Origin of the sequence: Enterobacter sp. HSTU-ASh6 (genome assembly GCF_026319105.1) — a bacterium.
Lineage (GTDB): Bacteria > Pseudomonadota > Gammaproteobacteria > Enterobacterales > Enterobacteriaceae > Enterobacter > Enterobacter sichuanensis.
Window position 1 is genome coordinate 24149 of the sequence record NZ_WSPD01000004.1, and the last position, 26588, is coordinate 50736.

General features: G+C 56.3%; 26 protein-coding genes and 1 other RNA gene. 19 read left to right on the plus strand and 8 right to left on the minus strand.

The window, feature by feature from the left end; genetic code table 11:
* Positions 1 to 165 precede the first annotated feature (165 nt).
* The 3 genes from mscS to GM298_RS05755 all read left to right on the plus strand — a co-directional run bounded on the left by mscS (position 166) and on the right by GM298_RS05755 (position 2626).
* The gene (gene mscS / locus GM298_RS05745; protein WP_266153779.1) at positions 166 to 1020 is read left to right on the plus strand and encodes a small-conductance mechanosensitive channel MscS; all 855 of its coding nucleotides are present in this window, start codon (positions 166 to 168) and stop codon (positions 1018 to 1020) included.
* A gap of 146 nt (positions 1021 to 1166) precedes the next feature.
* Positions 1167 to 1802 carry an arginine exporter ArgO gene (gene argO / locus GM298_RS05750; protein ID WP_128339434.1) on the plus strand — a complete coding sequence of 212 codons (636 nt, stop codon included), beginning with the start codon at positions 1167 to 1169 and terminating at the stop codon, positions 1800 to 1802.
* 92 nt (positions 1803 to 1894) lie between these two features.
* Positions 1895 to 2626 (plus strand): oxidative stress defense protein, encoded by a 732-nt coding sequence (locus tag GM298_RS05755; RefSeq protein WP_025757736.1) that lies wholly within the window; start codon positions 1895 to 1897, stop codon positions 2624 to 2626.
* A 42-nt stretch (positions 2627 to 2668) separates the two neighbouring features.
* Here the strand turns inward: GM298_RS05755 and argP are convergent, their stop codons facing one another.
* Entirely contained in the window at positions 2669 to 3562 is an 894-nt protein-coding gene (argP, locus tag GM298_RS05760) for a DNA-binding transcriptional regulator ArgP (protein WP_008499727.1), read from the minus strand.
* A gap of 127 nt (positions 3563 to 3689) precedes the next feature.
* Here argP and rpiA point away from each other — a divergent pair, with 127 nt between their 5' ends.
* Entirely contained in the window at positions 3690 to 4349 is a 660-nt protein-coding gene (gene rpiA, locus GM298_RS05765; protein ID WP_032672491.1) for a ribose-5-phosphate isomerase RpiA, read from the plus strand.
* Between the two features lie 267 nt (positions 4350 to 4616).
* A complete protein-coding gene (serA, locus tag GM298_RS05770; RefSeq protein ID WP_045286590.1) occupies positions 4617 to 5849 on the plus strand; it encodes a phosphoglycerate dehydrogenase in 1233 nt (410 codons plus the stop codon).
* Positions 5850 to 5949: 100 nt separating this feature from the next.
* Here the strand turns inward: serA and GM298_RS05775 are convergent, their stop codons facing one another.
* The 3 genes from GM298_RS05775 to zapA all read right to left on the minus strand — a co-directional run bounded on the left by GM298_RS05775 (position 5950) and on the right by zapA (position 7125).
* Positions 5950 to 6546, minus strand: a complete 597-nt coding sequence (locus GM298_RS05775) for a 5-formyltetrahydrofolate cyclo-ligase (RefSeq protein WP_095450496.1) — start codon at positions 6544 to 6546, stop codon at positions 5950 to 5952.
* A 24-nt stretch (positions 6547 to 6570) separates the two neighbouring features.
* A non-coding RNA gene (gene ssrS / locus GM298_RS05780) (6S RNA) lies at positions 6571 to 6754 on the minus strand.
* Between the two features lie 41 nt (positions 6755 to 6795).
* A complete protein-coding gene (gene zapA / locus GM298_RS05785) occupies positions 6796 to 7125 on the minus strand; it encodes a cell division protein ZapA (RefSeq protein WP_006811891.1) in 330 nt (109 codons plus the stop codon).
* 168 nt (positions 7126 to 7293) lie between these two features.
* On the opposite strand from zapA, the gene GM298_RS05790 reads away from it, so the two are divergent.
* The 8 genes from GM298_RS05790 (at position 7294) to GM298_RS05825 (ending at position 17267) form a co-directional block, all read left to right on the plus strand.
* On the plus strand, positions 7294 to 7872 hold the full coding sequence (locus GM298_RS05790; RefSeq protein ID WP_024906571.1) for a YecA family protein: 579 nt from the start codon (positions 7294 to 7296) through the stop codon (positions 7870 to 7872).
* A 31-nt stretch (positions 7873 to 7903) separates the two neighbouring features.
* A complete protein-coding gene (pepP, locus tag GM298_RS05795; protein ID WP_095452450.1) occupies positions 7904 to 9217 on the plus strand; it encodes a Xaa-Pro aminopeptidase in 1314 nt (437 codons plus the stop codon).
* Complete coding sequence (gene ubiH / locus GM298_RS05800; protein WP_266153780.1) at positions 9214 to 10392, plus strand: 2-octaprenyl-6-methoxyphenyl hydroxylase; 1179 nt, start codon at positions 9214 to 9216, stop codon at positions 10390 to 10392. Before pepP ends, ubiH begins: the two co-directional genes overlap by 4 nt.
* Positions 10393 to 10404: 12 nt before the next feature.
* A complete protein-coding gene (gene ubiI, locus GM298_RS05805) occupies positions 10405 to 11607 on the plus strand; it encodes an FAD-dependent 2-octaprenylphenol hydroxylase (RefSeq protein WP_266153781.1) in 1203 nt (400 codons plus the stop codon).
* Between the two features lie 396 nt (positions 11608 to 12003).
* Positions 12004 to 13098: a glycine cleavage system aminomethyltransferase GcvT gene (gene gcvT / locus GM298_RS05810; RefSeq protein ID WP_025757745.1), complete on the plus strand. Its 1095-nt coding sequence runs from the start codon at positions 12004 to 12006 to the stop codon at positions 13096 to 13098.
* A gap of 23 nt (positions 13099 to 13121) precedes the next feature.
* Positions 13122 to 13511, plus strand: coding sequence for a glycine cleavage system protein GcvH (gcvH, locus tag GM298_RS05815; protein ID WP_025757746.1), 390 nt, complete (start codon positions 13122 to 13124; stop codon positions 13509 to 13511).
* Between the two features lie 68 nt (positions 13512 to 13579).
* Positions 13580 to 16453, plus strand: a complete 2874-nt coding sequence (gcvP, locus tag GM298_RS05820) for an aminomethyl-transferring glycine dehydrogenase (RefSeq protein ID WP_259564937.1) — start codon at positions 13580 to 13582, stop codon at positions 16451 to 16453.
* Between the two features lie 70 nt (positions 16454 to 16523).
* Positions 16524 to 17267 (plus strand): SDR family oxidoreductase, encoded by a 744-nt coding sequence (locus GM298_RS05825; protein WP_045285852.1) that lies wholly within the window; start codon positions 16524 to 16526, stop codon positions 17265 to 17267.
* A 68-nt stretch (positions 17268 to 17335) separates the two neighbouring features.
* Here the strand turns inward: GM298_RS05825 and bglA are convergent, their stop codons facing one another.
* On the minus strand, positions 17336 to 18769 hold the full coding sequence (gene bglA / locus GM298_RS05830; RefSeq protein WP_059384951.1) for a 6-phospho-beta-glucosidase BglA: 1434 nt from the start codon (positions 18767 to 18769) through the stop codon (positions 17336 to 17338).
* A 116-nt stretch (positions 18770 to 18885) separates the two neighbouring features.
* Positions 18886 to 19617 carry a MurR/RpiR family transcriptional regulator gene (locus GM298_RS05835; protein ID WP_045285850.1) on the minus strand — a complete coding sequence of 244 codons (732 nt, stop codon included), beginning with the start codon at positions 19615 to 19617 and terminating at the stop codon, positions 18886 to 18888.
* 265 nt (positions 19618 to 19882) lie between these two features.
* Between GM298_RS05835 and trhA the strand changes: the two genes are divergently transcribed.
* A complete protein-coding gene (gene trhA, locus GM298_RS05840; protein ID WP_025757753.1) occupies positions 19883 to 20542 on the plus strand; it encodes a PAQR family membrane homeostasis protein TrhA in 660 nt (219 codons plus the stop codon).
* A gap of 84 nt (positions 20543 to 20626) precedes the next feature.
* Here the strand turns inward: trhA and ygfZ are convergent, their stop codons facing one another.
* Complete coding sequence (ygfZ, locus tag GM298_RS05845; protein ID WP_025757755.1) at positions 20627 to 21607, minus strand: tRNA-modifying protein YgfZ; 981 nt, start codon at positions 21605 to 21607, stop codon at positions 20627 to 20629.
* Positions 21608 to 21901: 294 nt separating this feature from the next.
* Between ygfZ and sdhE the strand changes: the two genes are divergently transcribed.
* Positions 21902 to 22168: an FAD assembly factor SdhE gene (gene sdhE, locus GM298_RS05850; RefSeq protein WP_025757757.1), complete on the plus strand. Its 267-nt coding sequence runs from the start codon at positions 21902 to 21904 to the stop codon at positions 22166 to 22168.
* Positions 22149 to 22559, plus strand: a complete 411-nt coding sequence (locus tag GM298_RS05855) for a protein YgfX (protein WP_025757758.1) — start codon at positions 22149 to 22151, stop codon at positions 22557 to 22559. The genes sdhE and GM298_RS05855 overlap by 20 nt, the downstream gene beginning before the upstream one ends.
* A 6-nt stretch (positions 22560 to 22565) precedes the next feature.
* Here the strand turns inward: GM298_RS05855 and fldB are convergent, their stop codons facing one another.
* Positions 22566 to 23087, minus strand: coding sequence for a flavodoxin FldB (gene fldB / locus GM298_RS05860; protein WP_025757760.1), 522 nt, complete (start codon positions 23085 to 23087; stop codon positions 22566 to 22568).
* Positions 23088 to 23188: 101 nt separating this feature from the next.
* Here fldB and xerD point away from each other — a divergent pair, with 101 nt between their 5' ends.
* From xerD to recJ, 3 genes are read left to right on the plus strand one after another with little or no spacing between them, the layout of a single operon-like run.
* The gene (xerD, locus tag GM298_RS05865; RefSeq protein ID WP_028016949.1) at positions 23189 to 24085 is read left to right on the plus strand and encodes a site-specific tyrosine recombinase XerD; all 897 of its coding nucleotides are present in this window, start codon (positions 23189 to 23191) and stop codon (positions 24083 to 24085) included.
* 28 nt (positions 24086 to 24113) lie between these two features.
* Positions 24114 to 24827, plus strand: coding sequence for a bifunctional protein-disulfide isomerase/oxidoreductase DsbC (dsbC, locus tag GM298_RS05870; RefSeq protein ID WP_025757763.1), 714 nt, complete (start codon positions 24114 to 24116; stop codon positions 24825 to 24827).
* A gap of 5 nt (positions 24828 to 24832) precedes the next feature.
* The gene (gene recJ / locus GM298_RS05875; protein ID WP_262784506.1) at positions 24833 to 26566 is read left to right on the plus strand and encodes a single-stranded-DNA-specific exonuclease RecJ; all 1734 of its coding nucleotides are present in this window, start codon (positions 24833 to 24835) and stop codon (positions 26564 to 26566) included.
* The last annotated feature ends 22 nt before the right edge of the window (positions 26567 to 26588 follow it).

A 26588-nucleotide genomic window follows, 5' to 3' on the forward strand; every position in this document is an offset into this window, starting at 1 on the left:
GAAGGCCCGCAAATGCGGGCCTTTTTTTATGCTTTTTCAATAGCCTGTCGGGCTGGTTTTTGTGATCTGTTTGGCAAACCCGGTGCTTTTTGTTTACCCTTTACTGACCTGCCTGTCTCCACGGGGGATGGATTTTATGTTTGGGTTTAACAAAAGGAAGAATAAATGGAACAACTCGATGTTGTAGACAGCATCAATACCGCCGGTAACTGGCTGGTGCGCAACCAGGCACTGCTGCTGAGCTATGCCGTGAACATTGTCGCGGCGATCGCCATCATTATCGTCGGGATGATCGTGGCGCGTATTGTCTCGAATGCGGTTAACCGAGTGATGCTGGCTCGTCATATTGACGCTACGGTCGCTGATTTCCTCTCCGCACTGGTGCGCTACGGCATTATCGCCTTTACGCTGATTGCAGCCCTGGGGCGCGTGGGCGTACAGACGGCATCCGTCATCGCAGTGCTCGGTGCCGCCGGCCTGGCTATTGGTCTGGCACTGCAGGGCTCGCTGGCGAACCTGGCGGCAGGTGTCTTGCTGGTAACCTTCCGCCCGTTTCGCTCAGGTGAATACGTCGACCTTGGCGGCATTGCCGGAACCGTGCTGCAGGTGCAGATTTTCTCAACGACACTGCGTACCGTTGATGGCCGCATCGTGGTTGTGCCGAACGGGAAAATCATTGCAGGCAACATCATTAACTTCTCCCGTGAACCGGTGCGTCGTAACGAGCTGATAATCAGCGTGGCGTATGACTCTGATATCGATCAGGTGAAGACGCTGATTAGCAACATCATTGCCTCAGACGATCGCATTCTCAAAGACAAAGAGCAGACCGTTCGTCTGAACGAACTGGGGTCATCATCTATTAACTTTGTGGTCCGTATCTGGAGCAAGAGCAGCGATCTGCAAAACGTTTACTGGGACGTGCTGGAGCGTATTAAGCGCGACTTCGACGCCAACGGCATCATCTTCCCGTACCCGCAGATGGACGTCAACGTCAAAAAAGTCAAAGAAGCAGAATAACATCATCCTCAGGCCCGGTACGCGCTCGCGACACCGGGTTTTAGTTTTTATAAGCCCCGCTAATCCCCAATTAATATTATCAATTTCCTCTAATGTGATTCGCGCAGTATAGTCTGCTTCCAGGACAATACAGTGAGAATATCGTCATGTTATCGTATTACTTTCAAGGGCTTGCATTAGGTGCGGCCATGATCCTTCCCCTCGGTCCACAAAATGCGTTTGTGATGAACCAGGGCATCCGCCGCCAGTATCATCTGATGATTGCCCTGCTGTGCGCGGTAAGCGATTTAGTGCTGATCTGTGCCGGCATTTTTGGCGGTAGCGCACTGCTGATGCAGTCTCCCTGGCTGCTGGCGCTGGTTACCTGGGGCGGCGTGGCGTTTCTGCTCTGGTATGGTTTCGGCGCGCTGAAAACGGCCATGAGCAGCAACCTCGAACTGGCAAGCGCTGAAGTGATGAAGCAGGGGCGATGGAAGATTATCGTCACCATGCTGGCGGTGACCTGGCTTAACCCGCATGTTTATCTTGATACCTTCGTGGTGCTGGGCAGCCTGGGCGGACAGCTGGACGTTGAACCTAAACGCTGGTTTGCGCTCGGTACGGTAAGCGCCTCTTTCCTCTGGTTCTTCGGGCTCGCGATTCTGGCGGCCTGGCTGGCCCCTCGTCTGCGTACGGCCAAAGCGCAGCGGATCATCAACACGCTGGTGGGCGTGGTGATGTGGTTTATCGCCTTTCAGCTGGCAAAAGAGGGGATTCACCATGTCCAGCAATTGTTCAACTAAGCCTTGTCTTATGGACAACTGAACAAGACGCGCTAAGCTTGCTGGCATGCGCCCTGTTGTTGGGGCACTCTTTGCAACATGGAGGAATGACAGTGAAGTTTAAGGTGATGGCCCTGGCGGCATTAGTAAGTTTAGGTGCGGTGTCGGTGCAGGCAAGTGAACTGCCGGATGGCCCGCACATCGTCACGTCAGGCACCGCAAGCGTGGATGCGGTACCCGATGTTGCAACGCTGGCAATTGAAGTGAATGTGGCCGCGAAAGATGCGGCGTCTGCCAAGAAGCAGGCTGACGATCGCGTTGCGCAATACCTCTCTTTCCTTGAGCAGAACGGTGTCGGTAAAAAAGATATCAACTCCGCTAACCTGCGTACTCAACCCGATTACGACTACCAGAATGGCAAAAGTATCCTGAAGGGTTACCGTGCCGTGCGTACCGTTGAAGTGACCGTCCGTCAGCTGGATAAGCTGAACGCTTTGCTGGATGGCGCGCTGAAGGCGGGACTCAACGAAATTCGTTCCGTGTCTCTGGGCGTTGCGCAACCGGAGAAATACAAAGACCAGGCACGTAAAGCGGCAATTGATGACGCAATGCACCAGGCGCAGCAGCTGGCTGCCGGCTTTAACAGCAAGCTCGGCCCGGTATACAGCGTGCGTTACCACGTCTCTAACTACCAGCCAAGCCCGATGGTGCGAATGATGAAAGCCGATGCGGCGCCGGTATCCGCTCAGGAAACTTACGAGCAGCCGACGATCCAGTTTGACGATCAGGTTGATGTGGTGTTCCAGCTGGAACCCGTTGCAGCACAGCCGAAACCTGCACAATAATCAACAGGCCGGGTAAGGCGTAGCCGCCACCCGGCTTTTCTTTTAATCCTGTCGCAACACCTTATGCCCGTAGGCCAGCAGCGCGTCGGTGACGTTGCGCATCATGCGGCTTTCTGGCGCAAAACGGTGCCAGTAGAGCATCCGGCGCTGATACAGCCCCGGCGTCAAATCAATCAGCTCACCGCTTTTCAACTCTTTCTCAATCTGCAGATGCGGGATCATGCAGCAGGTCGTGCCCTGACGTGCAAGCTGCACGAAGGCTTCCGATGAGTTAACGATATGACACGGCACGCTGCCCGGCGGCAGGTCAAAGTTTTGCTGCAGGAACGCCTGATGCATATCGTCCAGATGGTCGAACGCCACGGCAGGCGCTTTCAGCAGCGCGGCGCGGGTCACGCCGTTGGGGAAATAGCGCTCGGCAAAGGCTTTTGAACCCACAAACAGGTAATCCAGCGCACCCAGTTGATCGACAAGACAGCTAGGAAGCGCCTGAGGCTGAATACTGACCGCCCCGACCACTTCACCACGACGCAGGCGCTCCTGGGTACGGGTCTCATCTTCAACCTGCAAATTCAGGCGGATAGGGGAGTCCGCTAATACTGGCGCAAGGGCCGGCAGCAGCCAGGTTGCCAGACTGTCGGCGTTAACCGCCAGAGAGAGCAGCAGCGGCGTAGAGCCCGTTTGTTCGTCACCCAGCCACTCATCTTCCAGCAGCTCAACCTGACGCAGCAGGGCGAGGAGCTTTTGTCCTTGCTCCGTTGGGCGAGGCGGCACGGTACGCACCAGCAGTGGCTGGCCGAACATATTTTCGAGCTGTTTGATACGCTGCGATACGGCGGACTGCGTGATGCAAAGCTTTTGCGCCGCGCGCTCAAAACCTCGTTCACGAATAACTGCATCAAGTGCCTGTAGTGTTCTGTAGTCCGGACGTTTCATTGCTCTGGCTGGCTCCTTAATTTTGCTTATTCTGCACTATGACACAATTTTCCCTTCGTGGCAGACGAATTCCATTCGACGTGTTCTATAATGCGCCCTGAGTTTTCACACCACAGGCAAAACGATCATGACGCAGGATGAACTGAAAAAAGCAGTAGGATGGGCCGCTCTCCAGTACGTACAACCGGGCACCATTGTCGGTGTTGGTACCGGGTCGACGGCGGCGCACTTTATCGATGCGCTGGGCACGATGAAAGGGCAGATTGAGGGGGCTGTGTCCAGCTCTGATGCTTCCACGGAAAAGCTGAAAAGCCTCGGCATTACCGTTTTCGATCTAAACGACGTTGATCGTCTGGGCATTTACGTTGATGGCGCGGATGAGATCAACGGCCATATGCAGATGATCAAAGGCGGCGGCGCGGCGCTGACCCGTGAAAAAATCATCGCCTCCGTTGCGGATAAGTTCATCTGCATCGCTGATGCGTCCAAGCAGGTCGATATTCTGGGTAAATTCCCGCTGCCGGTTGAAGTGATCCCGATGGCACGCAGCGCCGTGGCGCGTGAACTGGTCAAACTGGGTGGACGTCCGGAATATCGCCAGGGCGTAGTGACCGATAACGGCAACGTGATCCTCGACGTTCACGGTCTGGAAATTCTCGACGCGATTGCGCTGGAAAACGCCATCAATGGCATTCCGGGCGTTGTCACTGTAGGGTTATTTGCCAACCGTGGCGCGGATGTGGCGCTGATTGGTACGGCTGACGGTGTGAAAACCATCGTAAAATGATCTGACGGGGGGCGCTCACCCCCCGCTAAAAAATTTTTGAAAAGCTAAATTCGGTGACTTGTGTCACGTTTTTACGCCTCGTTTGCCGATCCTGCCACGTACGTAAAATTCCGCAGCATTTTCCTCTGTCATTTCGCCCTGTATGACTTTTCTTCAGAGTGCCGACGCAAACGTTCATATTGCTGCAATAGTTTTTTTTGATATGTTGGCTAGAGCGGATTTCAATCCAGCACAACATCAGTTCAGATAAAATACAGGGTCGGGTAAATGGCAAAGGTATCACTGGAGAAAGACAAGATTAAATTCCTGCTGGTCGAGGGTGTGCATCAGAAAGCACTCGATAGCCTTCGTGCGGCAGGTTACACCAACATCGAATTCCATAAAGGCGCGCTGGATACCGAAGAGCTGAAAGTAGCCATCCGGGATGCTCACTTCATTGGCCTGCGATCCCGTACCCACCTGACTGAAGATGTGATTGCCGCGGCGGAAAAGCTGGTTGCCATCGGTTGTTTCTGCATCGGTACCAACCAGGTTGACCTGAACGCCGCCGCTAAGCGCGGTATTCCTGTATTCAACGCACCTTTCTCCAACACCCGTTCCGTGGCGGAGTTAGTGATTGGCGAATTGCTGCTGTTGCTGCGCGGTATCCCGGAGGCTAACGCCAAAGCGCACCGTGGCGTCTGGAACAAACTGGCTACAGGTTCATACGAAGCCCGTGGTAAGAAACTGGGTATCATTGGTTATGGCCACATCGGTACTCAACTCGGGATTCTGGCGGAATCTCTGGGGATGCACGTTTACTTTTATGACATTGAAAGCAAACTGCCGCTGGGTAACGCCACTCAGGTTCAACATCTCTCCGACCTGCTGAACATGAGCGATGTGGTCAGCCTGCATGTGCCGGAAAACGCCTCCACCAAAAACATGATGGGTGCGGAAGAACTGGCGCTGATGAAGCCGGGTTCACTGCTGATCAACGCCGCGCGCGGTACGGTTGTCGACATTCCTGCCCTGTGTGATGCGCTAAAACGCAAACATCTGGCAGGTGCCGCGATTGACGTCTTCCCGACTGAGCCTGCGACCAACAGCGATCCGTTTAACTCTCCGTTGTGCGAGTTCGATAACGTGATCCTGACGCCGCACATCGGCGGTTCGACTCAGGAAGCGCAGGAGAACATCGGTCTGGAAGTGGCGGGTAAACTGAGCAAATACTCCGACAACGGCTCGACGCTCTCCGCCGTTAACTTCCCGGAAGTGTCTCTGCCGCTGCACGGCGGCCGTCGTCTGCTGCACATTCACGAAAACCGTCCAGGCGTGCTGACTGCCATCAACCAGATCTTTGCTGAGCAGAGCGTCAACATCGCTGCGCAGTATCTGCAAACCAATTCGCAGATGGGCTACGTGGTTATCGATATCGAAGCGGATGAAGATGTTGCCGAGAAAGCGCTGCAGAGCATGAAGGCGATTCCAGGGACGATTCGCGCACGTCTTCTTTATTGATAGTGCGGGCTGTGTGTCGGGTGGCGCTTACGCTTACCCGACCTACAAAGTTCGAGGATTTATGTAGGCCGGGTAAGCGTAAGCGCCACCCGGCTTTATTCTACCAGGTCCAGGTTTTACTGGGCGTTACTACCGCCGGCAACGGCACATCCCACTTCTCGACCGGCAAAGATTCCACCGCCTGACAATCATGCGCGTAACCCACCGGCTGTAAACCGTATTGCTGCCAGTTTTGCAGCGTCCGGTCGTAAAAACCGCCGCCCATGCCCAAACGCTGACCCTGTTCATCAAACGCCACCAGCGGCGTGACCAGCACATCCAGTTCGGCAAGCGGCAGCACGTCGCGCACGTCGAGTTTGGGTTCTGTGATTTTCAGACGATTCACCACCAGCTCGCTGTGCGGGTGGTAGTGCAGAAACAGCAGGTTTCCTTTGCTAAACGGATGCAGCACCGGCAGATAGACCTTCTTCCCGGCTCGCCAGAGTTGCTCGATGAGCGGTTGGGTATCCAGTTCACCATCAAACGACAGAAACAGTGCGACCGTATGCGCCATCACAACAGGGGGATACGCCATCATGCGAGCGGCGGCCTGTTGAGCAAAATGCGCTTGCTGTTCTGAGGTTAACGCACGACGGCGTTGACGAATAAGCTGACGAATATCCTGGCGTGAGGCAGAAACTTCAGGGAATTGAGTCATGGTAGTCGGTAGAAGAAAAGAGAGGGAATCTCCGAGATGCCGCCGCAGGCTGTAACCCTTGAACCCTTGGTTCAAGGTGAATGTGTCGTCATAGTTTTAAGGCTTCTCGGACGGACCGAGCATGCTCACCAACCATGGAGCGCCACATTCTTGTGGTATGAAATATCGGCTCAGGGGACTGGCCCGCTTGCGAACATCTCAGAGAAATTTTGTCTTCACAGTTACTCTACCATAGTCAACTGAGAAGTGTTATTCAAACTTTGGTCCCGGTCTTTCGGGATTGCGACCCTGATCAAGCAATGCCTGTTCAATGGTCTGCTGGAGCATTTTAATGCGCTGCTCCATGCTTGCCGCGTAGTCGCGGGTTTTCGCTTTTTCCTGAGTCAGTTCATAGCTGATGTTCAACGCGGCGATGAAAACCAGCTGCTCAGTATTTGTGACTCTAGTGCGTTCTTTTAGATCTTGCAACCGCTGATTCAAATCGTCCGCGGCCTGATTCAAAGCATCCCTTTGTTCAGGCGGACAATTCACTCGCAGTGAACGGCCAAAAATCTGGAGATCGACGGGTTGTGCAGACATGCCACCTTCCTGCTGATTGACTGCGCTGCCTTCGCCTGATGCCCCGGGGGCTGCGAAGGGGCGACACTATAGCTACCCTGATGTGAAGATACAAGCCCTTTTCTGGTATCACCAGGGTCCAAAGTGGTAGCATATCATGAAACTTCCCCCCAATGATGACGAATGCGCATGTCTATACAGAACGAAATGCCTGGTTACAAGGATTTAAACCAGTTACTGAACCAGCAGGGAGTCGGTTTAACCCCTGCCGAAATGCACGGTCTGATCAGTGGCATGCTGTGCGGCGGAAACAGCGACAGCTCATGGCAGCCGCTGATCCACGACCTCACGAATGAAGGGCTGGCGTTTGGTCACGAGCTGGCGGAAGCGCTGCGTAAAATGCATGCCGCCATCAGCGATTCGCTGGAAGACGATGGCTTCCTTTTTCAGCTTTATCTGCCTGAAGGCGACGACGTCAGCGTGTTCGATCGCGCCGATGCGCTGGCGGGTTGGGTAAATCATTATCTGCTGGGGCTGGGCGTCACGCAGCCTAAACTGGATAAAGTAACCGGCGAAGCGGGTGAAGCGATTGACGATCTGCGCAACATTGCCCAGCTTGGCTACGATGAGGACGAAGACCAGGAAGAGCTGGAAATGTCTCTCGAAGAGATCATCGAGTACGTGCGCGTGGCGGCACTGCTGTGCCATGACAACTTTACGCGCTCACAGCCGACCGCGCCGGAAGTCCGCAAGCCAACCTTACATTAAGAAAAATAACGCACAGGAGGGTGTCATGGTTATCTCGAGTCAAGAGTATTCGCGCCGCCGTCAGGCGCTGCTGGCAAAAATGCAGCCGGGCAGCGCCGCGCTGATTTTCGCTGCACCCGAAGTGACGCGCAGCGCCGACAGCGAATATCCCTATCGCCAGAGCAGCGATTTCTGGTACTTCACCGGCTTTAACGAGCCGGAAGCGGTACTGGTGCTGATTAAGAGCAATGACACTCACAACCACAGCGTGATTTTTAACCGCGTGCGCGATCTGACGGCCGAAATCTGGTTTGGTCGCCGCTTAGGGCAGGAGGCCGCACCGGAAAAACTGGGCGTTGATCGTGCGCTGGCGTTTAGCGAAATCAACCAGCAGCTCTACCAGTTGCTTAACGGCCTCGACGTGCTCTATCACGCGCAGGGCGAATATGCGTACGCCGATGAGATTGTTTTCACCGCGCTGGATAAGCTGCGCAAAGGCTCGCGGCAGAACCTCTCCGCGCCCGCTACACTCACGGACTGGCGTCCGGTGGTGCATGAGATGCGTCTGTTCAAATCTGAAGAAGAGCTGAACGTGATGCGCCGTGCGGGCGAAATCAGCGCCCTGGCGCACACCCGCGCCATGGAGAAGTGCCGTCCCGGGATGTTCGAATATCAGCTGGAAGGCGAAATTCACCACGAATTTAACCGTCACGGCGCGCGTTATCCCTCTTACAACACCATTGTTGGCGGCGGGGAAAACGGCTGCATTCTGCACTACACCGAAAACGAAAGCGCGCTGCGTGATGGCGATCTGGTGCTTATCGATGCTGGTTGCGAATATCAGGGCTACGCGGGGGATATCACCCGCACCTTCCCGGTGAACGGTAAATTTTCACCGGCACAGCGCGCTATTTACGACATCGTGCTGGAATCCCTTGAGACGGCGCTCAACCTGTATCGCCCGGGGACCTCCATGCAGGAAGTCACCGGCGAAGTGGTACGCATCATGATTACCGGTCTGGTCAGGCTCGGGATCCTGAAAGGGGATGTGGAGACCCTGATTGCTGAAAATGCGCATCGACCGTACTTCATGCACGGCCTGAGCCACTGGCTGGGGCTGGATGTCCATGACGTTGGTGCGTATGGCGCCGACCGTTCGCGCGTGCTGGAGCCGGGCATGGTATTAACCGTGGAGCCGGGGTTATATATCGCGCCGGATGCCGACGTGCCTGAAGAATACCGCGGGATTGGCATTCGTATTGAAGACGACATTGTCATTACCGAAACCGGTAATGAAAACCTGACCGCGAGTGTCGTGAAAAACGCTGACGATATCGAGGCGCTGATGGCAGCGGCGCGCGCATGAGCGTGATCATCGTGGGCGGCGGCATGACCGGGGCCACGCTGGCGCTGGCCATTTCGCATTTGACGCAGGGCCAGCTTCCGGTGCACCTGGTGGAAGCCGTTGCGCCAGAGGCGTCGAATCACCCCGGTTTTGATGCCCGCGCCATTGCGCTGGCGCAGGGAACCTGTCAGCAGCTTGCGCGTATTGGTATCTGGCAGGCGATAGCCGACCGTGCCACGGCGATCGGTACCGTTCACGTTAGCGATCGCGGCCATGCTGGCTTTGTCACGCTGGAGGCGCAGGATTACCGTATTGATGCCCTGGGTCAGGTCGTTGAGCTACACGATGTGGGTTTACGTCTGTTCCGCCTGCTTCAGGATGCGCCGGGCGTGACGCTGCATTGTCCGGCACGCGTGGCAAGCGTAAGCCGCAGTGAAGCGTCGGTCAGCGTGACGCTGGAAAACGGCACCGTGCTGGATGGCCAACTGCTGGTCGCCGCAGACGGTTCGCGCTCGGCGCTCGGCACCCAGTGTGGCGTGGAGTGGCGCCAGCAGCCTTACGGGCAGGTGGCGGTTATCGCCAACGTCTCAACGGCTGCAGAACACAACGGCAGGGCGTTTGAACGCTTTACGCAGCATGGTCCGCTGGCGATGCTGCCGATGTCGAACGGTCGCTGTTCTCTGGTCTGGTGTCACCCGCAGGATAAGACGGAAGAGGTTAAGGCCTGGTCAGACGAACGTTTTTGTACCGAGCTGCAAAAGGCGTTTGGCTGGCGGCTGGGGCGCATTACCCATGCCGGCAAGCGGACGGTATATCCTCTTTCATTAACCACCGCGTCGCAGTCCATCTCCCATCGTCTGGCGCTGGTCGGTAATGCCGCGCAGACGCTGCACCCCATTGCGGGGCAAGGCTTCAACCTTGGGTTACGCGACGTGATGAGTCTGGCAGAAACGCTTTCGCAGGCGTGGGGCGAGCAAAAAGACTGTGGCGCATATCAGGTGCTCAGCCATTACCAGAAACGACGCCAGGCGGATAAAGAGGCGACAATCGGTGTCACCGATGGCCTGGTTCATCTGTTTGCCAATCGCTGGGCGCCGCTGGTTGCGGGCCGCAACCTCGGGCTGATGGCGATGGAACTATTCATACCGGCACGTGACGTGCTGGCGCAGCGGACTCTTGGTTGGGTCGCGCGTTAAGGAGTTATCACCGTGCAAAATGTTGATGTCGCTATCGTTGGCGGCGGTATGGTTGGACTGGCGCTGGCCTGTGGTTTACAGGGCAGCGGCCTGCGCGTGGCGGTGCTGGAACAAAAGCAGCCCCAGCCGGTAGCCCAGGATGCGCCGCCGGAACTGCGCGTCTCGGCAATCAATGCGGCCAGCGAAAAGCTGCTGACGCACCTTGGCGTCTGGTCGGATATCGTGGCGCAGCGCGCCAGCTGCTATCACGGCATGGAAGTTTGGGACAAAGACAGCTTTGGTCATATTGCTTTTGATGATGAAAGCATGGGCTACAGCCACCTTGGCCACATTATTGAGAATGCCGTTATTCATCATGCGCTGTGGCAAAAAGCGCAGTCCTGTAGCGATGTCACCCTGATGGCACCCGCGCAAATCCAGCAGGTGGCGTGGGGGGAAAACGAGGCGTTTATCACCCTGCAAAGCGGCGACATGCTGACCGCGCGTCTGGTGGTGGGGGCTGACGGGGCGAACTCCTGGCTGCGTAATAAAGCCGATATCCCACTGACCTTCTGGGATTACCGTCATCACGCGCTGGTCGCGACGATCCGCACCGAAGAGCCGCACGGCGGCGTGGCGCGGCAGATTTTCCACAACGACGGCATACTGGCGTTCCTGCCGCTTGCCGATCCGCACCTGTGCTCGATTGTCTGGTCGCTGGTGCCGGAGAAAGCCCGGCAGATGCATGAGGCGACGCCGGATGCCTTTAACCAGGCGCTGTGCGTGGCGTTTGATAACCGCCTTGGCCTGTGCTCGCTTGAGAGCGAGCGGCAGGTGTTCCCGCTAACTGGCCGTTACGCGCGCCAGTTTGCGGCGCACCGTCTGGCGCTGGTGGGGGATGCAGCGCATACCATTCATCCGCTGGCCGGGCAGGGGGTTAACCTTGGCTTTATGGACGCGGCAGAGCTGGTAGAAGAGCTGCGTCGTTTGCATCGCGAAGGGAAAGATATCGGTCAGCATCTCTATCTGCGTCGCTACGAACGCAGCCGCAAGCACAGCGCGGCGGTGATGCTGGCGGGTATGCAGGGCTTCCGCGAACTGTTTGCCGGTGCCAATCCGGCGAAAAAACTGCTGCGCGACATTGGCCTCAAGCTTGCCGATACCCTTCCGGGTGTTAAACCCCAACTCCTTCGTCAGGCGATGGGTCTGAACGACCTGCCGGACTGGCTACGCTAATTTAGACCCCCGTCACACTTTATTTTCCCGGCCTCTGCGCCGGGGAAATTTCCTCGTTTGAAATATTCTAATTTCACGCCATTTTTCGCATTAGATAATCTAATGCCGCGTTTTTCTGGTTACGGAAATTCAGCCCGTTTTTCCGCATGAAATATCACCATGTGCTAAATCCTGTTAGCGTGATGTTAATTTTGTGCGGGGTTAATCGCATTTTTCCAGTGAATAACTCTGTAGGCTTTTCAGCGTTTTTTGGTCATAAGCTAATGTGATGACCCGTTTTACCTTATGGTTAACCGCCGGTTTCGGTGGTAAGTTCAGGTAAAAGAGAACGTTTGCGTCGGGCCTGATAACGGGGCCGATACCGGGTTTCACGGTGAATTTTTCAACGAGGACAAGATGGCTCAACAGACTCCTTTGTACGAACAGCACGTGTTATGCGGCGCCCGCATGGTGGACTTCCACGGCTGGATGATGCCGCTGCACTACGGCTCGCAGATTGATGAGCACCACGCGGTGCGCACCGATGCCGGTATGTTCGACGTGTCCCACATGACGATTGTCGATCTGCACGGTAGCCGCACCCGGGAGTTTTTGCGTTATCTGCTGGCAAACGACGTCGCCAAACTAAAAACGCCGGGTAAAGCGCTCTATACCGGCATGCTGAATGCCTCTGGCGGCGTGATTGATGACCTTATCGTCTATTACTTCACCGAAGATTTCTTCCGCCTCGTTGTAAACTCTGCCACCCGCGAAAAAGACCTCTCCTGGATCACCCAACACGCCGAACCGTATGCCATCGACATCACCGTCCGTGACGATCTGTCACTGATTGCCGTGCAGGGGCCGAACGCGCAGGCGAAAGCCGCGTCTCTGTTCAACGATGAGCAGCGTAAAGCCACTGAAGGCATGAAGCCGTTCTTCGGCGTGCAGGCGGGCGATCTGTTTATCGCCACCACCGGCTACACCGGCGAAGCGGGCTACGAAATTGCGATGCCGAATGAGAAGGCCGCTGATTTCTGGCGTGCGCTGGTGGAAGCGGGCGTGAAGCCGGCTGGCCTTGGCGCGCGCGATACGCTGCGCCTGGAGGCAGGCATGAACCTCTACGGTCAGGAGATGGATGAAGGCGTCTCTCCGCTGGCCGCTAACATGGGCTGGACCATCGCATGGGAACCGGCTGACCGTGACTTTATTGGCCGTGAAGCGCTGGAGATGCAGCGCGAGAAGGGCACTGAACAGCTGGTTGGCCTGGTGATGAAGGAAAAAGGCGTACTGCGCGGCGAGCTGCCTGTACGTTTTACCGATGCTGACGGTAATCCTCGCGAAGGCGTGATCACCAGCGGAACCTTCTCCCCGACGCTGGGCTACAGTATTGCACTGGCACGCGTGCCGGCAGGCATTGGCGAAACGGCGGTAGTGCAAATCCGCAACCGCGAAATGCCGGTCAACGTGACCAAACCGATTTTTGTTCGCGCCGGTAAGCCGGTCGCCTAACTATTTTTATCAGGAGAACTTCAATGAGCAATGTGCCAGCAGAACTGAAATACAGCAAAGAACACGAGTGGCTGCGCAAAGAGGCGGACGGCACTTACACCGTCGGGATCACCGAGCATGCGCAAGAGCTGCTGGGCGACATGGTGTTTGTTGACCTGCCTGAAGTCGGCGCAACCGTGAGCGCGGGCGACGACTGCGCCGTGGCAGAGTCCGTCAAAGCGGCATCCGATATCTACGCACCGGTAAGCGGTGAAATTGTCGCCGTCAACGACGCGCTGAACGACTCCCCGGAGCTGGTCAACAGCGAGCCTTATGGCGAAGGCTGGATCTTCAAGATCAAAGCCAGCGACGAATCGCAGGTTGCCGCGCTGCTGGATGCGACCGCGTACGAAGCCCTGTTAGAAGACGAGTAAGCCATTATCCCTCTCCCTTAGGGAGAGGGAGAAAACACATTCACTGCACGTTTCAGGAACCATCGCTCATGACACAGACTTTAAGCCAGCTTGAAAACCGTGGCGCCTTCATTGAACGTCACATTGGGCCGGATGCTCAGCAACAGCAGGAGATGCTGAAGACGGTTGGCGCGGATTCATTAGACGCACTGATCGGCCAGATTGTGCCAAAAGACATCCAGCTTGCCACACCGCCTCAGGTGGGTGAAGCCACCACGGAATTTGCCGCACTGGCGGAGCTGAAGGCTATCGCCGGCCTCAACAAGCGCTTTAAGTCTTACATTGGCATGGGCTACACCAACGTGCAGTTGCCGCCGGTCATCCTGCGCAACATGCTGGAAAACCCGGGCTGGTACACCGCCTATACCCCGTATCAGCCAGAAGTCTCTCAGGGGCGCCTGGAAGCGCTGCTGAACTTCCAGCAGGTGACGCTGGATCTGACCGGAATGGACATCGCTTCCGCGTCTCTGCTGGATGAAGCTACCGCGGCTGCCGAAGCCATGGCGATGGCGAAACGCGTCAGCAAGCTGAAAAATGCTAACCGTTTCTTCGTGGCGGCGGACGTTCATCCGCAGACGCTGGACGTGGTGCGTACCCGAGCGGAAACCTTCGGCTTTGACGTGATTGTCGACGACGCTGATAAAGTACTGGATCACCAGGACGTCTTCGGCGTGCTGCTGCAGCAGGTGGGGACCACCGGTGAAGTTCACGACTACGGCGCACTGATTGCCGAGCTGAAATCCCGTAAAGTGGTGGTCAGCGTTGCTGCTGATTTTATGGCGCTGGTGCTGCTGACGGCCCCGGGTAAACAGGGCGCGGATATTGTCTTCGGCTCTGCACAGCGCTTCGGCGTGCCGATGGGCTACGGCGGTCCGCATGCGGCGTTCTTCGGCGCTAAAGATGAATTCAAACGCTCCATGCCTGGCCGTATCATCGGCGTCTCAAAAGACGCTGCCGGTAACACCGCGCTGCGCATGGCGATGCAGACTCGCGAGCAGCATATCCGCCGCGAGAAAGCGAACTCCAACATTTGTACTTCGCAGGTGCTGCTGGCCAACATCGCCAGCCTGTACGCCGTGTTCCACGGCCCGGCTGGCCTGAAACGCATTGCCAGCCGCATTCACCGTCTGGCCGATATTCTGGCCTGCGGCCTGCAGCAGAAAGGCCTCAAACTGCGCCATGCCCACTACTTCGACACGCTGTGTGTGGACGTGGCGGATAAAGCGGCAGTGCTGGCTCGCGCGAATGCCGCAGAGATCAACCTGCGCAGCGACATCCACAACGCCGTCGGCATTACGCTGGATGAAAGCACCACCCGCGACGATATTCTCAACCTGTTCAACGTGCTGCTGGGTGACGCGCACGGTCTGGACATTGACGCGCTCGACAAAGAGGTTGCGCTCGACAGCCGCTCCATTCAGGACAGCATGCTGCGTAACGACGCGATCCTGACGCACCCGGTCTTTAATCGCTACCACAGCGAAACCGAGATGATGCGTTACATGCACTCTCTGGAACGCAAAGATCTGGCGCTGAATCAGGCGATGATCCCGCTGGGCTCCTGCACCATGAAGCTGAACGCCGCGGCAGAGATGATCCCAATCACCTGGCCTGAGTTTTCCGAGCTGCACCCGTTCTGCCCGCCAGAGCAGGCGGAAGGCTATCATATGATGATCAATCAGCTTTCCGACTGGCTGGTGAAGCTGACCGGTTACGACGCGCTCTGCATGCAGCCGAACTCCGGTGCGCAGGGTGAATACGCGGGCCTGCTGGCCATCCGTCATTATCACGAAAGCCGCAACGAAGGGCACCGCGATATCTGCCTGATCCCAAGCTCCGCACATGGTACCAACCCGGCCTCCGCTCAGATGGCGGGCATGGAAGTGGTGGTCGTGGCGTGTGATAAGAACGGCAACATCGATTTGGCCGACCTGCGTGCGAAAGCCGAGCAGGCTGGCGACAAGCTCTCCTGCATCATGGTGACCTATCCGTCCACCCACGGCGTGTACGAAGAGACCATCCGCGAAGTGTGCGAAGTGGTGCATCAGTTCGGCGGTCAGGTATACCTCGACGGGGCGAATATGAATGCTCAGGTAGGCATTACTTCTCCGGGCTTTATCGGCGCGGACGTGTCGCACCTGAACCTGCACAAGACCTTCTGCATCCCGCACGGCGGTGGCGGTCCGGGCATGGGGCCAATCGGTGTGAAAGCGCACCTGGCGCCGTTTGTCCCAGGCCACAGCGTCGTGCAGATCGAAGGCATGCTGACCCGTCAGGGGGCGGTCTCTGCCGCACCGTTCGGCAGCGCTTCAATCCTGCCAATCAGCTGGATGTATATTCGCATGATGGGCGCGGAAGGGTTGAAAAAAGCAAGCCAGGTGGCGATCCTGAATGCCAACTACATCGCGACTCGCCTGAAGTCGGCCTTCCCGGTGCTCTATACCGGCCGTGACGGTCGCGTGGCGCACGAGTGCATCCTCGATATTCGTCCGCTGAAAGAGCAGACCGGCATCAGTGAGCTGGATATCGCCAAGCGCCTGATTGACTACGGCTTCCACGCGCCAACCATGTCGTTCCCGGTAGCGGGTACGCTGATGGTGGAGCCAACGGAGTCCGAGAGCAAAGCCGAGCTGGACCGCTTTATCGACGCGATGCTGGCCATCCGCATGGAGATCGATCGCGTGCAGGACGGCGAGTGGACGCTGGAAGATAACCCGCTGGTTAACGCCCCGCACACCCAGCACGAAATGGTGGCCGAGTGGAACCACGGCTATTCCCGCGAGCTGGCGGTCTTCCCGGCAGGTGTGGCAAACAAATACTGGCCGACCGTGAAGCGTCTGGATGATGTGTACGGCGACCGTAACCTGTTCTGCTCCTGCGTACCGATGAGCGAATACCAGTAATCGCGCGGGTGAAGTCATGTAAGCCGGGTAAGGCGAAGCCGCCACCCGGCTTTTTTATTGGGAGAAGAGAATGGGCATTGCACTTGTGACCGGCGCGAGCCGCGGCATTGGGAAAGCCACCGCGCTGCAGCTGGCACGCGAAGGCTATACCGTGGCGGTAAATTATCATCACAACATCAAGGCCGCGACGGACGTTATCAACCAGATTGTCAATGCCGGAGGGAAAGCCTTTGCCGTTCGCGCAGACATCAGCGATGAAGCTCAGGTGCTGGCGATGTTTGACAGCCTCGATCGTGATGGCGAGCCGCTTACCGCGCTGGTCAATAATGCGGGGATCCTGTTTGAACAATCGACTATCGAGAATTTGTCCGCAGAGCGCATTAACCGCGTACTGGCAACTAACGTCACGGGTTACTTCCTCTGCTGCCGGGAGGCGGTCAAGCGCATGTCTTTTAAACATGGCGGCAAGGGCGGGGCGATAGTGAATGTCTCGTCAGCGGCGTCCCGACTCGGTGCGCCAGGCGAATATGTGGATTATGCCGCGTCCAAGGGAGCGGTTGACTCTCTGACCACCGGCTTAGCGCTGGAGGTAGCGGCGCAGGGTATTCGCGTAAACTGTGTACGACCGGGGCTGATTTATACCGATATCCATGCCTCAGGCGGGGAACCGGGCCGCGTGGACCGGGTGAAATCGTTACTGCCGATGCAGCGCGGCGGGCAGCCGGAAGAGGTGGCCCAGGCGATTGTCTGGCTGCTGAGCGAGAAGGCGTCGTACGTGACGGGGAGTTTTATAGAGTTGGCGGGCGGGAAATAACCCCTCACCCTAACCCTCTCCCCAAAGGGGAGAGGGGATCAATCGTAGCGCCGCCCGGCGTTACGGAGTTAGAGTTTCTCGCCGTTGCTGGCAATCACGCCTCTATACCACTCGAAGCTTTTCTTACGGGAGCGCGACATGTCGCCCGTACCGTCGTCGTGTTTGTTCACATAGATAAAGCCGTAGCGCTTGCTGTACTGGCCGGTGGTGAACGACACGCAGTCGATACAGCCCCACGGCGTGTAGCCCATCAGATCCACGCCATCATGGGTTACGGCTTTGATCATCTCTTCCACGTGAGCGCGCAGGTAGTCGATGCGATAGTCGTCGTTGATGCTGCCGTCTTCTTCGACTTTATCGTAAGCGCCGAAGCCGTTTTCCACAATAAACAGCGGCTTCTGGTAACGCTCGTACAGTTCGCACAGCGAATAGCGCAGGCCCACCGGATCAATCTGCCAGCCCCAGTCGGAGGCCTTGACGTGCGGGTTTGGCACGCTGCCTTCAAAGCCCGAAATCGCATCTCCGGTGCCGCCTTCCGCTTTGACCGCGTTGGTCATGTAGTAGCTGAAGCCTAAGTAGTCGCAGGTACCTTCACGCAGGATCTGTTCGTCACCTGGCTCCATCCTGATGGAGAAGCCACGACGCTCCCACTCATTCAGCACGTAAGACGGGTAGTAACCGCGAAGCTGGACGTCGGTAAAGACATAGCGCTCGCGCATCGATTCCTGGGCGAACATCACGTCTTCCGGTTTGCAGGAGAAGGGATAGAGCGCCACCATGGCCAGCATGCAGCCGACTTTCATCTCCGGGTTGATACGGCGCGCGGCTTTTACCGCCAGGGCGCTGGCCACAAACTGGTGATGCAGCACCTGGTACATGGTCTCTTCCGGGTTGTCGTGATCGGTATAAACCACACCGGAGCAGCAATAGCCGAACAGCGGTGCACGCCAGTTACGCTGGTTGTTGATTTCGTTGAAGGTCATCCAGTATTTGACCTTGTTTTTGTAGCGCTCAAAAACCACTTCCGCGAAACGCACAAAGAAATCGACCACTTTACGGTTGGTCCAGCTGCCGTACTCCTGCACCAGGTGCAGCGGCATTTCGAAGTGGGAGAGGGTGATCACCGGTTCGATGTTGTATTTCAGCAGCTCATCGAACATGTCGTCGTAAAACTTCAGCCCTTCTTCGTTGGGCTGCGTTTCATCACCTTTCGGGAAGATACGCGTCCAGGCGATGGAGGTGCGGAAACATTTGAAGCCCATCTCGGCGAACAGCTTGATGTCTTCTTTATAGTGGCCGTGGAAGTCGATGGCCTCATGATTGGGGTAGTATTTACCCGGCACCACCTCCTGGGTGATCTCACGCGGCACACCGTGTGCGCCGCCGGTCAGAACATCACAAATGCTCGGCCCTTTACCGCCTTTATTCCAGCCGCCTTCCACCTGGTGAGCGGCAACGGCACCACCCCATAAAAAATCTTTTGGTAAGGTTAATTTTTTCATCGCTGCTATTCTCAATAAATGGCTTACTGGCATCGAGTCTAGCAAAGCGGAATTAAATGTCACGATATAACAATTTGCACTCAATGTGATTTGTTACATCAAAAAAACAGGATGTTTTATTCTGTCAGTTTCTTCGCCAGTTTACGGCCGAGAGATTCCAGAATATAGATGACGGGAATTTGCGTGGTAATATCGTAAACGCCCGCAATACGCGTCTGGGGGACATGCCAGGAGAGATTAAAGTCCGCCAGTTTTGCCAGACGCGAGTGCTCGTGGCTGGTAATGGAGAGCACCTTACAGTGGTGCAGGCTGAACTGGCTGGCGAAGCGCAGGATCTCTTCGGTCTCACCTGAGACGGAAAGGACAATGGCAAGTGCATTTTTCGCCATATCATTGGTCACCGGGAAATAAGGGTCGTCGATATGGTTGCTGAATTTTCCAATATTTGAGAAGAAGCGTGCGCCATATTTCGCCAGCGATCCAGATGTACCAGCACCGACAAATATAATTCGCTCTGAAGATAAAATAATATCGACTGCATTATCCAGTAACGCATCGAACTCTTCGTTATTCACGCTCTTAAAAAAGCTGATAATTTCGCTGGCACCGAAATTCGCCTGTTGGGGCTCATTTTGCTCTAAATAGAGCTTAAAGCGCACGCGAAACTCCGAATAGCCTTCGCAGTTGAGTTTGCGGCAAAAGCGCAGGATCGTGGTGGTGGAGACCCCCGCCGCATCCGCCAGTTCGCGGATGGTCATGTACATCACTTTGTCACGGTTTTTAATGACATAGTTATAGACCATCATCTCAAGGTTATTGAGACTGGCAATGACGGAGTGGGTGAACATACTCACAATGGCATAACTCTCATTCAGACCTTATCTCCCCATCATAACATGCAGCCAGACGGCAGGATCCATTTTTATGCCTTTGATTCATAATGATTAAATTTTTATGTGAACAAATGTTAGGTGAAAAATTTATTTATGTCTATGATTTTTAGGTAGAAATTCTGAAATGAAATTATTTTAGCTAACAGGTGTTCACTGGAATCATTCTCAGTTAGCATAGTGATGCGATGAATAATCATCTTTTGTTTTCCCGGAGTTTTGTATGGTGAGTAGACCATTAATCGCACAGGGATATTCGCTGGCTGAGGAGATAGCCAACAGCATCAGCCACGGCATTGGCCTGGTGTTTGGGATTGTCGGTTTAGTGTTATTACTGGTACAGGCGGTGGATACCAACGCCAGCGCGATGGCCATTACCAGCTACAGCCTGTATGGCGGGAGCATGATCCTGCTGTTCCTGGCCTCGACGCTGTATCACGCGATCCCGCATCAGCGGGCCAAGATGTGGCTTAAGAAATTTGACCACTGCGCTATCTATCTTCTTATTGCAGGTACCTATACGCCGTTTCTGCTGGTGGGGCTCAACTCACCGCTGTCGCGCGGCCTGATGATTGTTATCTGGAGCCTGGCGCTGCTGGGGATCCTGTTTAAGCTGACCATCGCGCACCGCTTCAAGGTGCTGTCGCTGGTGACTTATCTGACGATGGGCTGGCTGTCGCTGATTGTGGTGTATCAGCTGGCCGTCAAACTGGCGGTAGGAGGCGTGACCCTTCTGGCCTTAGGTGGCGTGGTGTACTCGCTCGGTGTGATTTTCTACGTCTGCAAGCGTATCCCCTACAACCATGCCATCTGGCACGGCTTTGTGCTGGGGGGCAGCGTGTGCCATTTTCTGGCGATTTATTTGTATGTGGGGCAGGTATAGTTTTTTGTCGGGTGGCGGCTTCGCCTTACCCGACCTACGGGATCTGTAGGCCCGGTAAGCGCAGCGCCACCGGGCGATACAGCATCACTCTTCCAGAGAATACGGCAGCGGCTCAATGCTCAGCGTATTCGCGTCGTCACGCACGCGGAACACGCTGTCGGCTTCCATGTCGTTATTCATCACCGCCTGCACCAGAAGACGTCCATCATCCAGCTGTACGGCGGCTAACACGGTGCCGGTACGGCGCCAGTTATCACCCATCTTCAGCTCGAGATCTTCACCGGCTTCCGGTACGCGGCTGGCGTGACCTGCCAGCGTCCACAGCGCACGTTTGTTTGCCCCGCGGAATTTAGCCCGCGCGACCATCTCCTGGCCGGTGTAACAGCCTTTTTTAAAGCTGATGCCGCCCAGCGCCTGCAGGTTGGTGGCCTGAGGAATAAACTGCGCGCTGTTGGCCGCGTCAATGACCGGCAGGCCCGCTTCGATATTCAGCGCCAGCCACTGCTGGCTGTTGTTGAGCTGTGCTTCGCCGCGCAGCGCCTCGGTTACGCGCTCGGCCGTTGCGGCATCCGTGACTAACAGGAAACGCTCCGCCGGGTGTTCAAACCACAGAATGGACGTCGCGCCTTCGCTGACCACCTGCTTTTCTGCATCCGGCAGTTCACTAAACAGGTTTTTCAGCGCCGCACGTGCCTGGAAGCCGGCCACGCCCAGCAGGACATGTTCGTCGTCCGGGGCGATAGTGACTTTGGAAAAGACGGCGTACTTTTTCAGCTCTTTGAGCTGTGCGTCACGCAGGCTGCGACGCTCAATAAAGGCAAAGCCGTCCTGACGGCGGAACAGACGCAGATTGCTCCACATCTTGCCTTTTGGGTCGCAGTGCGCCGCCAGCAGGTGCTGGTGTTCGGTCATCTGGCTGACGTCGGCTGTCACCTGGCCCTGCAGGTATTTTTCGGCGTCGGCACCGGTGAGGGTTGCCAGCGCCCAGTCATCAAGAGAAATAAGCGTCAGCGGCAGACGCGCAGAGGCGGCGGGCTGGCGAGGAGAAAATGGTGTAAATGCCATAACGATATCCTGAATTGCTTAACGCTTTGATAATGCCTAATGGTAAAAGAGCCTGCAGGCAATGCAAGCGCTTTCAACAGGCCATTTGTGCCTTAAACCGCTTATGCGTAGCGCCACGCAAAATAGTGTAATCCGCTGTCTTCGTAGGGTTTATTCTGGAAGCTGACTCGTTGATCGCAATATTCCAGTAAAGAAACGGTCAAAAACACGTTACACTAACGAGTGTCCCCGTAGAGAAATAAAGAACACTGAACGGGGCGCCGACTGTGCCAAACGTAATGCAGGAAACTGAACATGGATATTAACAACAAGGCCCGTATCCACTGGGCGTGTCGTCGCGGCATGCGTGAGCTTGATATTTCCATCATGCCTTTCTTTGAATATGAGTATGACAGCTTAAGCGATGAGGATAAGCATCTGTTTGTTCGCCTGCTTGAGTCTGACGATCCGGATTTATTCAACTGGCTGATGAACCACGGCAAACCCGCCGACACCGAGTTGCAACGGATGGTGCAATTAATTCAAACACGGAATCGGGAACGTGGTCCTGTGGCAATCTGATCTTCGCGTCTCATGGCGCTCGCAGTGGATGTCGTTATTGCTCCACGGCCTGGTTGCGGCCATTGTGCTGCTGATGCCATGGCCGCTGAGCTACACGCCGCTGTGGCTGCTGCTACTGTCGTTTGTCGTATTTGACAGCGTACGCAGCCAGCGCCGCATCAATGCCCGTCAGGGAGAGATCAAATTACTGATGGATTCCCGCCTGCGCTGGCAGGGAACAGAGTGGGATATCCTCGGTATGCCCTGGATGCTCAATACCGGCATGATGTTACGGTTACGCAAGGTAGAAGGCGGACGTTGCCAGCATCTGTGGCTGGCCGCTGACAGTATGGATGCGGCAGAGTGGCGAGACCTGCGCCGTATGCTGTTGCAACAAACGACGCAGGGGTAATGCACGTTAGCTAAACTTTTCCGCCATTTCACCCAGAATCTGCTCGCACCAGGTTTGCAGGCGTTCATCGCTGAGATCGTACTGGTTGGTTTCATCCAGCGCGAGCCCGACAAACAGTTCGCCGTCGGCAATAATCGGTTTTTTACTGGTGAACTCGTAACCTTCGGTTGGCCAGTAGCCGATAAACGACACCCCTTTCGGCGCCAGCTTATCATGCAGCATGCCCAGGGCATCCAGGAACCACTCCCCGTAACCCAGCTGATCCCCCATGCCGTACATGGCAACGATTTTGCCGTCAAGATTGACTGAATCGAGCTGATCCCAGATGGCTTCCCAGTCCTCCTGTATTTCACCGAAATCCCAGGTTGGGATGCCGAGGATCAGCACATCGTACTGTTCCATCAGCGCGACCGCGTCATCTTTCAGGTTATGCAACGTCACCAGTTCCGGGCCAATGATGTCGCGAATTTTTTCTGCCGCCATTTCGGTGTAGCAGGTGCTGGAACCATAGAACAGACCAATATTCATCGCGTAACTATCTCAATTCTTGCGTTGACTTTGCGCGTAGTGTACCAGAAACCGGTCACAATCAGGCATAATGGCCTGACTGCAGAATCAAAGGGGCTGACGTGGAAAAGGATCTCGCACTGATCGAACAGTTTCTCGATGCACTGTGGCTGGAGAAAAATCTAGCCGAGAATACCCTCAGTGCCTACCGTCGCGATCTCACCATGCTGGTGGAGTGGCTGGCGCACCGGGGGTTATCCCTTGCGAGCGCGCAAAGTGACGACCTGCAGGCGCTGCTCGGGGAACGTATCGCGGGGGGCTACAAAGCCACCAGTTCCGCACGTTTGCTCAGCGCTATGCGTCGGCTGTTCCAGCACCTTTACCGGGAGAAGATCCGCGAAGACGATCCCAGTGCGTTGCTGGCATCGCCGAAACTCCCGCAGCGGCTGCCGAAAGATCTCAGCGAAGCACAAGTTGAGAGATTATTACAGTCACCGGCAGTTGACCTGCCGCTGGAGTTACGCGATAAAGCCATGCTTGAGCTATTGTATGCTACCGGCTTGCGCGTTTCGGAACTGGTTGGCCTGACGATGAGCGATATCAGCCTGCGTCAGGGCGTGGTGCGCGTGATAGGTAAAGGTAACAAGGAACGGCTGGTACCGCTGGGTGAAGAGGCGGTGTACTGGCTGGAAACGTACCTGGAGCACGGCCGTCCGTGGTTGCTCAACGGTGCGTCTATCGACGTCCTGTTCCCGAGCCAGCGCGCCCAGCAGATGACGCGGCAAACGTTCTGGCATCGCATCAAGCATTACGCCACACTGGCGGGTATCGACAGTGAAAAGCTGTCGCCGCACGTATTGCGTCACGCCTTTGCGACGCATCTGCTGAACCATGGCGCCGATCTGCGCGTGGTGCAGATGCTGCTGGGACACAGCGATCTTTCCACGACGCAAATTTACACCCATGTCGCGACGGAACGCCTGCGGCAGCTACACCAACAGCACCACCCTCGAGCGTGAGTGCCGACGAATTGTAACAGGATCAACTATGAAAAAGTCTTTCGCGCTGTTCACCCTGCTGGCAGCCTCATTTACCGGTTTCGCCCATGCGGATGACGCCGCCATTAAACAGTCGCTGGCGAAGCTTGGCGTCACCAGTAGCGATATTCAGCCAGCCCCGGTTGCCGGCCTGAAAACGGTGCTGACCAACAGCGGTGTGCTGTACGTCACCGAAGACGGCAAACATATGATTCAGGGCCCGCTGTACGATGTGAGCGGCGCGCAGCCGGTCAACGTCACCAACCAGCTGCTGATGAAAAACCTGAACGCGCTCGAAAAAGAGATGATCGTCTATAAAGCGGCGCAGGAAAAACACGTTATTACCGTCTTCACCGACATCACCTGCGGCTACTGCCACAAGCTGCATGAAGAGATGAAAGACTACAACGCGCTGGGCATTACCGTGCGTTACCTGGCTTTCCCGCGTGCAGGCGTGCAGAGCCAGCCGGAGAAGGACATGAAGGCTATCTGGTGTGCGAAAGACCGCAACAAAGCGTTTGATGATGCGATGAGCGGGAAAGAGATTAAGCCAGCGTCCTGCGACATCGACATTGCTAACCACTACGCGCTGGGTGTGCAGTTTGGCGTGAACGGTACGCCTGCGATTGTGCTGAGCAACGGTTACGTTGTTCCCGGTTATCAGGGACCGAAAGAGATGAAAGAATTCCTCGACGCCCACCAGAAACAGTTTGGTGGTAAATAATCCGCGTGAAAGCCCCCATAAAATTGCGCCGCCGCGAGGCGGTTGAACCGGTTGATTTGCCAGACGATCTCTCACCGCTGCTGAAGCGCCTCTATGCCAGCCGCGGCGTGCGCCGCGCTGAGGATCTTGAACGCAGCGTGAAAGGAATGCTGCCCTGGCAGCAACTGAACGGTATCGAAAAAGCGACCGAGATGCTCTACGACGCGCTGCGCGAAGGCACGCGCATTGTGGTGGTAGGGGATTTCGATGCCGACGGCGCAACCAGCACCGCGCTGAGCGTACTCAGCCTGCGCGCGCTGGGCTGCGATAACGTTACCTATCTGGTGCCGAACCGTTTTGAAGACGGCTATGGCCTCAGCCCGGAAGTGGTCGATCAGGCCCACGCCCGCGGTGCGCAGATGATCATGACCGTGGATAACGGCATCTCCTCCCATGCGGGGGTCGATCATGCCCATCAGCTGGGGATCCCGGTGCTGGTCACCGATCACCACCTGCCGGGCGAAACGCTGCCTGCGGCGGAAGCGATCGTTAACCCAAACCTGCGCGACTGTGAATTTCCCTCTAAATCTCTCGCGGGCGTAGGCGTGGCGTTTTATCTGATGCTGGCGCTGCGCACGCTGCTGCGTGATAAAGGCTGGTTTGAATCCCGCGGGATTGCCGTACCGAACCTGGCCGAATACCTCGACCTGGTGGCGCTGGGTACCGTTGCGGACGTGGTCCCGCTCGATACCAATAACCGTATCCTGACCTGGCAGGGCTTAAGCCGCATCCGGGCAGGTAAATGCCGTCCGGGGATCAAGGCGCTGCTGGAGATAGCCAACCGCGACCCGCTCAAGCTGGCGGCAAGCGATCTCGGCTTTGCCCTCGGGCCGCGCCTGAACGCTGCCGGAAGGCTGGACGATATGTCCGTCGGGGTTGCGTTGCTGCTGTGCGATAACATCGGTGAAGCGCGCTTGCTGGCCAACGAGCTGGACGCCCTGAACCAGACCCGTAAAGAGATTGAGCAGGGGATGCAGGCCGAAGCGCTGACCCTGTGTGAAAAGCTCGAGCGCAGCGGCGATACGTTGCCGGGCGGCCTGGCGATGTACCATCCCGAGTGGCATCAGGGCGTGGTGGGCATTCTGGCGTCACGCATTAAAGAGCGTTTCCACCGTCCGGTGATAGCCTTTGCCCCTGCGGGCGACGGCACGCTGAAAGGCTCCGGCCGCTCGATTCAGGGTCTGCACATGCGCGACGCGCTGGAGCGGCTCGATACGCTCTACCCGGGTCTGATGATCAAGTTCGGCGGCCATGCGATGGCGGCGGGTTTGTCCCTTGAAGAGGCAAAGTTCGACGAGTTTCAGCGTCTGTTTGGTGAGCTGGTCACCGACTGGATTGACCCGGCCCTGTTGCAGGGAGAAGTGGTGTCCGATGGCGAGCTCTCTCCGCTGGAGATGACGATGGAGGTGGCGCAAATGCTCCGCGATGCGGGGCCCTGGGGGCAGATGTTCCCGGAACCGTTGTTCGACGGTCGTTTCCGTCTGCTGCAGCAGCGTATCGTCGGCGAGCGTCATCTTAAAGTGATGGTTGAACCGGTCGGCGGCGGGCCGCTGCTGGACGGCATTGCCTTCAACGTGGACACGTCGATATGGCCGGATAACGGCGTGCGCGAGGTTGAACTGGCGTACAAACTGGATATCAACGAGTTTCGTGGTAACCGCTCCCTTCAGATCATCATCGACAATATCTGGCCAATTTAGCGGCAGTAATCTCTATAAAAAA

What these genes read in the sequence shown, in the direction of transcription:
- gcvT (WP_025757745.1), top strand. Translation starts at nt 12,004, where the DNA reads ATGGCTCAACAGACTCCTTTGTACGAACAGCACGTGTTATGCGGCGCC.
- ygfZ (WP_025757755.1), bottom strand. Translation starts at nt 21,607, where the DNA reads ATGGCATTTACACCATTTTCTCCTCGCCAGCCCGCCGCCTCTGCGCGT.
- GM298_RS05775 (WP_095450496.1), bottom strand. Translation starts at nt 6,546, where the DNA reads ATGACTCAATTCCCTGAAGTTTCTGCCTCACGCCAGGATATTCGTCAG.
- serA (WP_045286590.1), top strand. Translation starts at nt 4,617, where the DNA reads ATGGCAAAGGTATCACTGGAGAAAGACAAGATTAAATTCCTGCTGGTC.
- gcvH (WP_025757746.1), top strand. Translation starts at nt 13,122, where the DNA reads ATGAGCAATGTGCCAGCAGAACTGAAATACAGCAAAGAACACGAGTGG.
- argO (WP_128339434.1), top strand. Translation starts at nt 1,167, where the DNA reads ATGTTATCGTATTACTTTCAAGGGCTTGCATTAGGTGCGGCCATGATC.
- mscS (WP_266153779.1), top strand. Translation starts at nt 166, where the DNA reads ATGGAACAACTCGATGTTGTAGACAGCATCAATACCGCCGGTAACTGG.
- bglA (WP_059384951.1), bottom strand. Translation starts at nt 18,769, where the DNA reads ATGAAAAAATTAACCTTACCAAAAGATTTTTTATGGGGTGGTGCCGTT.
- rpiA (WP_032672491.1), top strand. Translation starts at nt 3,690, where the DNA reads ATGACGCAGGATGAACTGAAAAAAGCAGTAGGATGGGCCGCTCTCCAG.
- ubiH (WP_266153780.1), top strand. Translation starts at nt 9,214, where the DNA reads ATGAGCGTGATCATCGTGGGCGGCGGCATGACCGGGGCCACGCTGGCG.
- fldB (WP_025757760.1), bottom strand. Translation starts at nt 23,087, where the DNA reads ATGAATATTGGTCTGTTCTATGGTTCCAGCACCTGCTACACCGAAATG.
- GM298_RS05825 (WP_045285852.1), top strand. Translation starts at nt 16,524, where the DNA reads ATGGGCATTGCACTTGTGACCGGCGCGAGCCGCGGCATTGGGAAAGCC.
- argP (WP_008499727.1), bottom strand. Translation starts at nt 3,562, where the DNA reads ATGAAACGTCCGGACTACAGAACACTACAGGCACTTGATGCAGTTATT.
- zapA (WP_006811891.1), bottom strand. Translation starts at nt 7,125, where the DNA reads ATGTCTGCACAACCCGTCGATCTCCAGATTTTTGGCCGTTCACTGCGA.
- GM298_RS05790 (WP_024906571.1), top strand. Translation starts at nt 7,294, where the DNA reads ATGTCTATACAGAACGAAATGCCTGGTTACAAGGATTTAAACCAGTTA.
- GM298_RS05835 (WP_045285850.1), bottom strand. Translation starts at nt 19,617, where the DNA reads ATGTTCACCCACTCCGTCATTGCCAGTCTCAATAACCTTGAGATGATG.
- trhA (WP_025757753.1), top strand. Translation starts at nt 19,883, where the DNA reads ATGGTGAGTAGACCATTAATCGCACAGGGATATTCGCTGGCTGAGGAG.
- dsbC (WP_025757763.1), top strand. Translation starts at nt 24,114, where the DNA reads ATGAAAAAGTCTTTCGCGCTGTTCACCCTGCTGGCAGCCTCATTTACC.
- sdhE (WP_025757757.1), top strand. Translation starts at nt 21,902, where the DNA reads ATGGATATTAACAACAAGGCCCGTATCCACTGGGCGTGTCGTCGCGGC.
- gcvP (WP_259564937.1), top strand. Translation starts at nt 13,580, where the DNA reads ATGACACAGACTTTAAGCCAGCTTGAAAACCGTGGCGCCTTCATTGAA.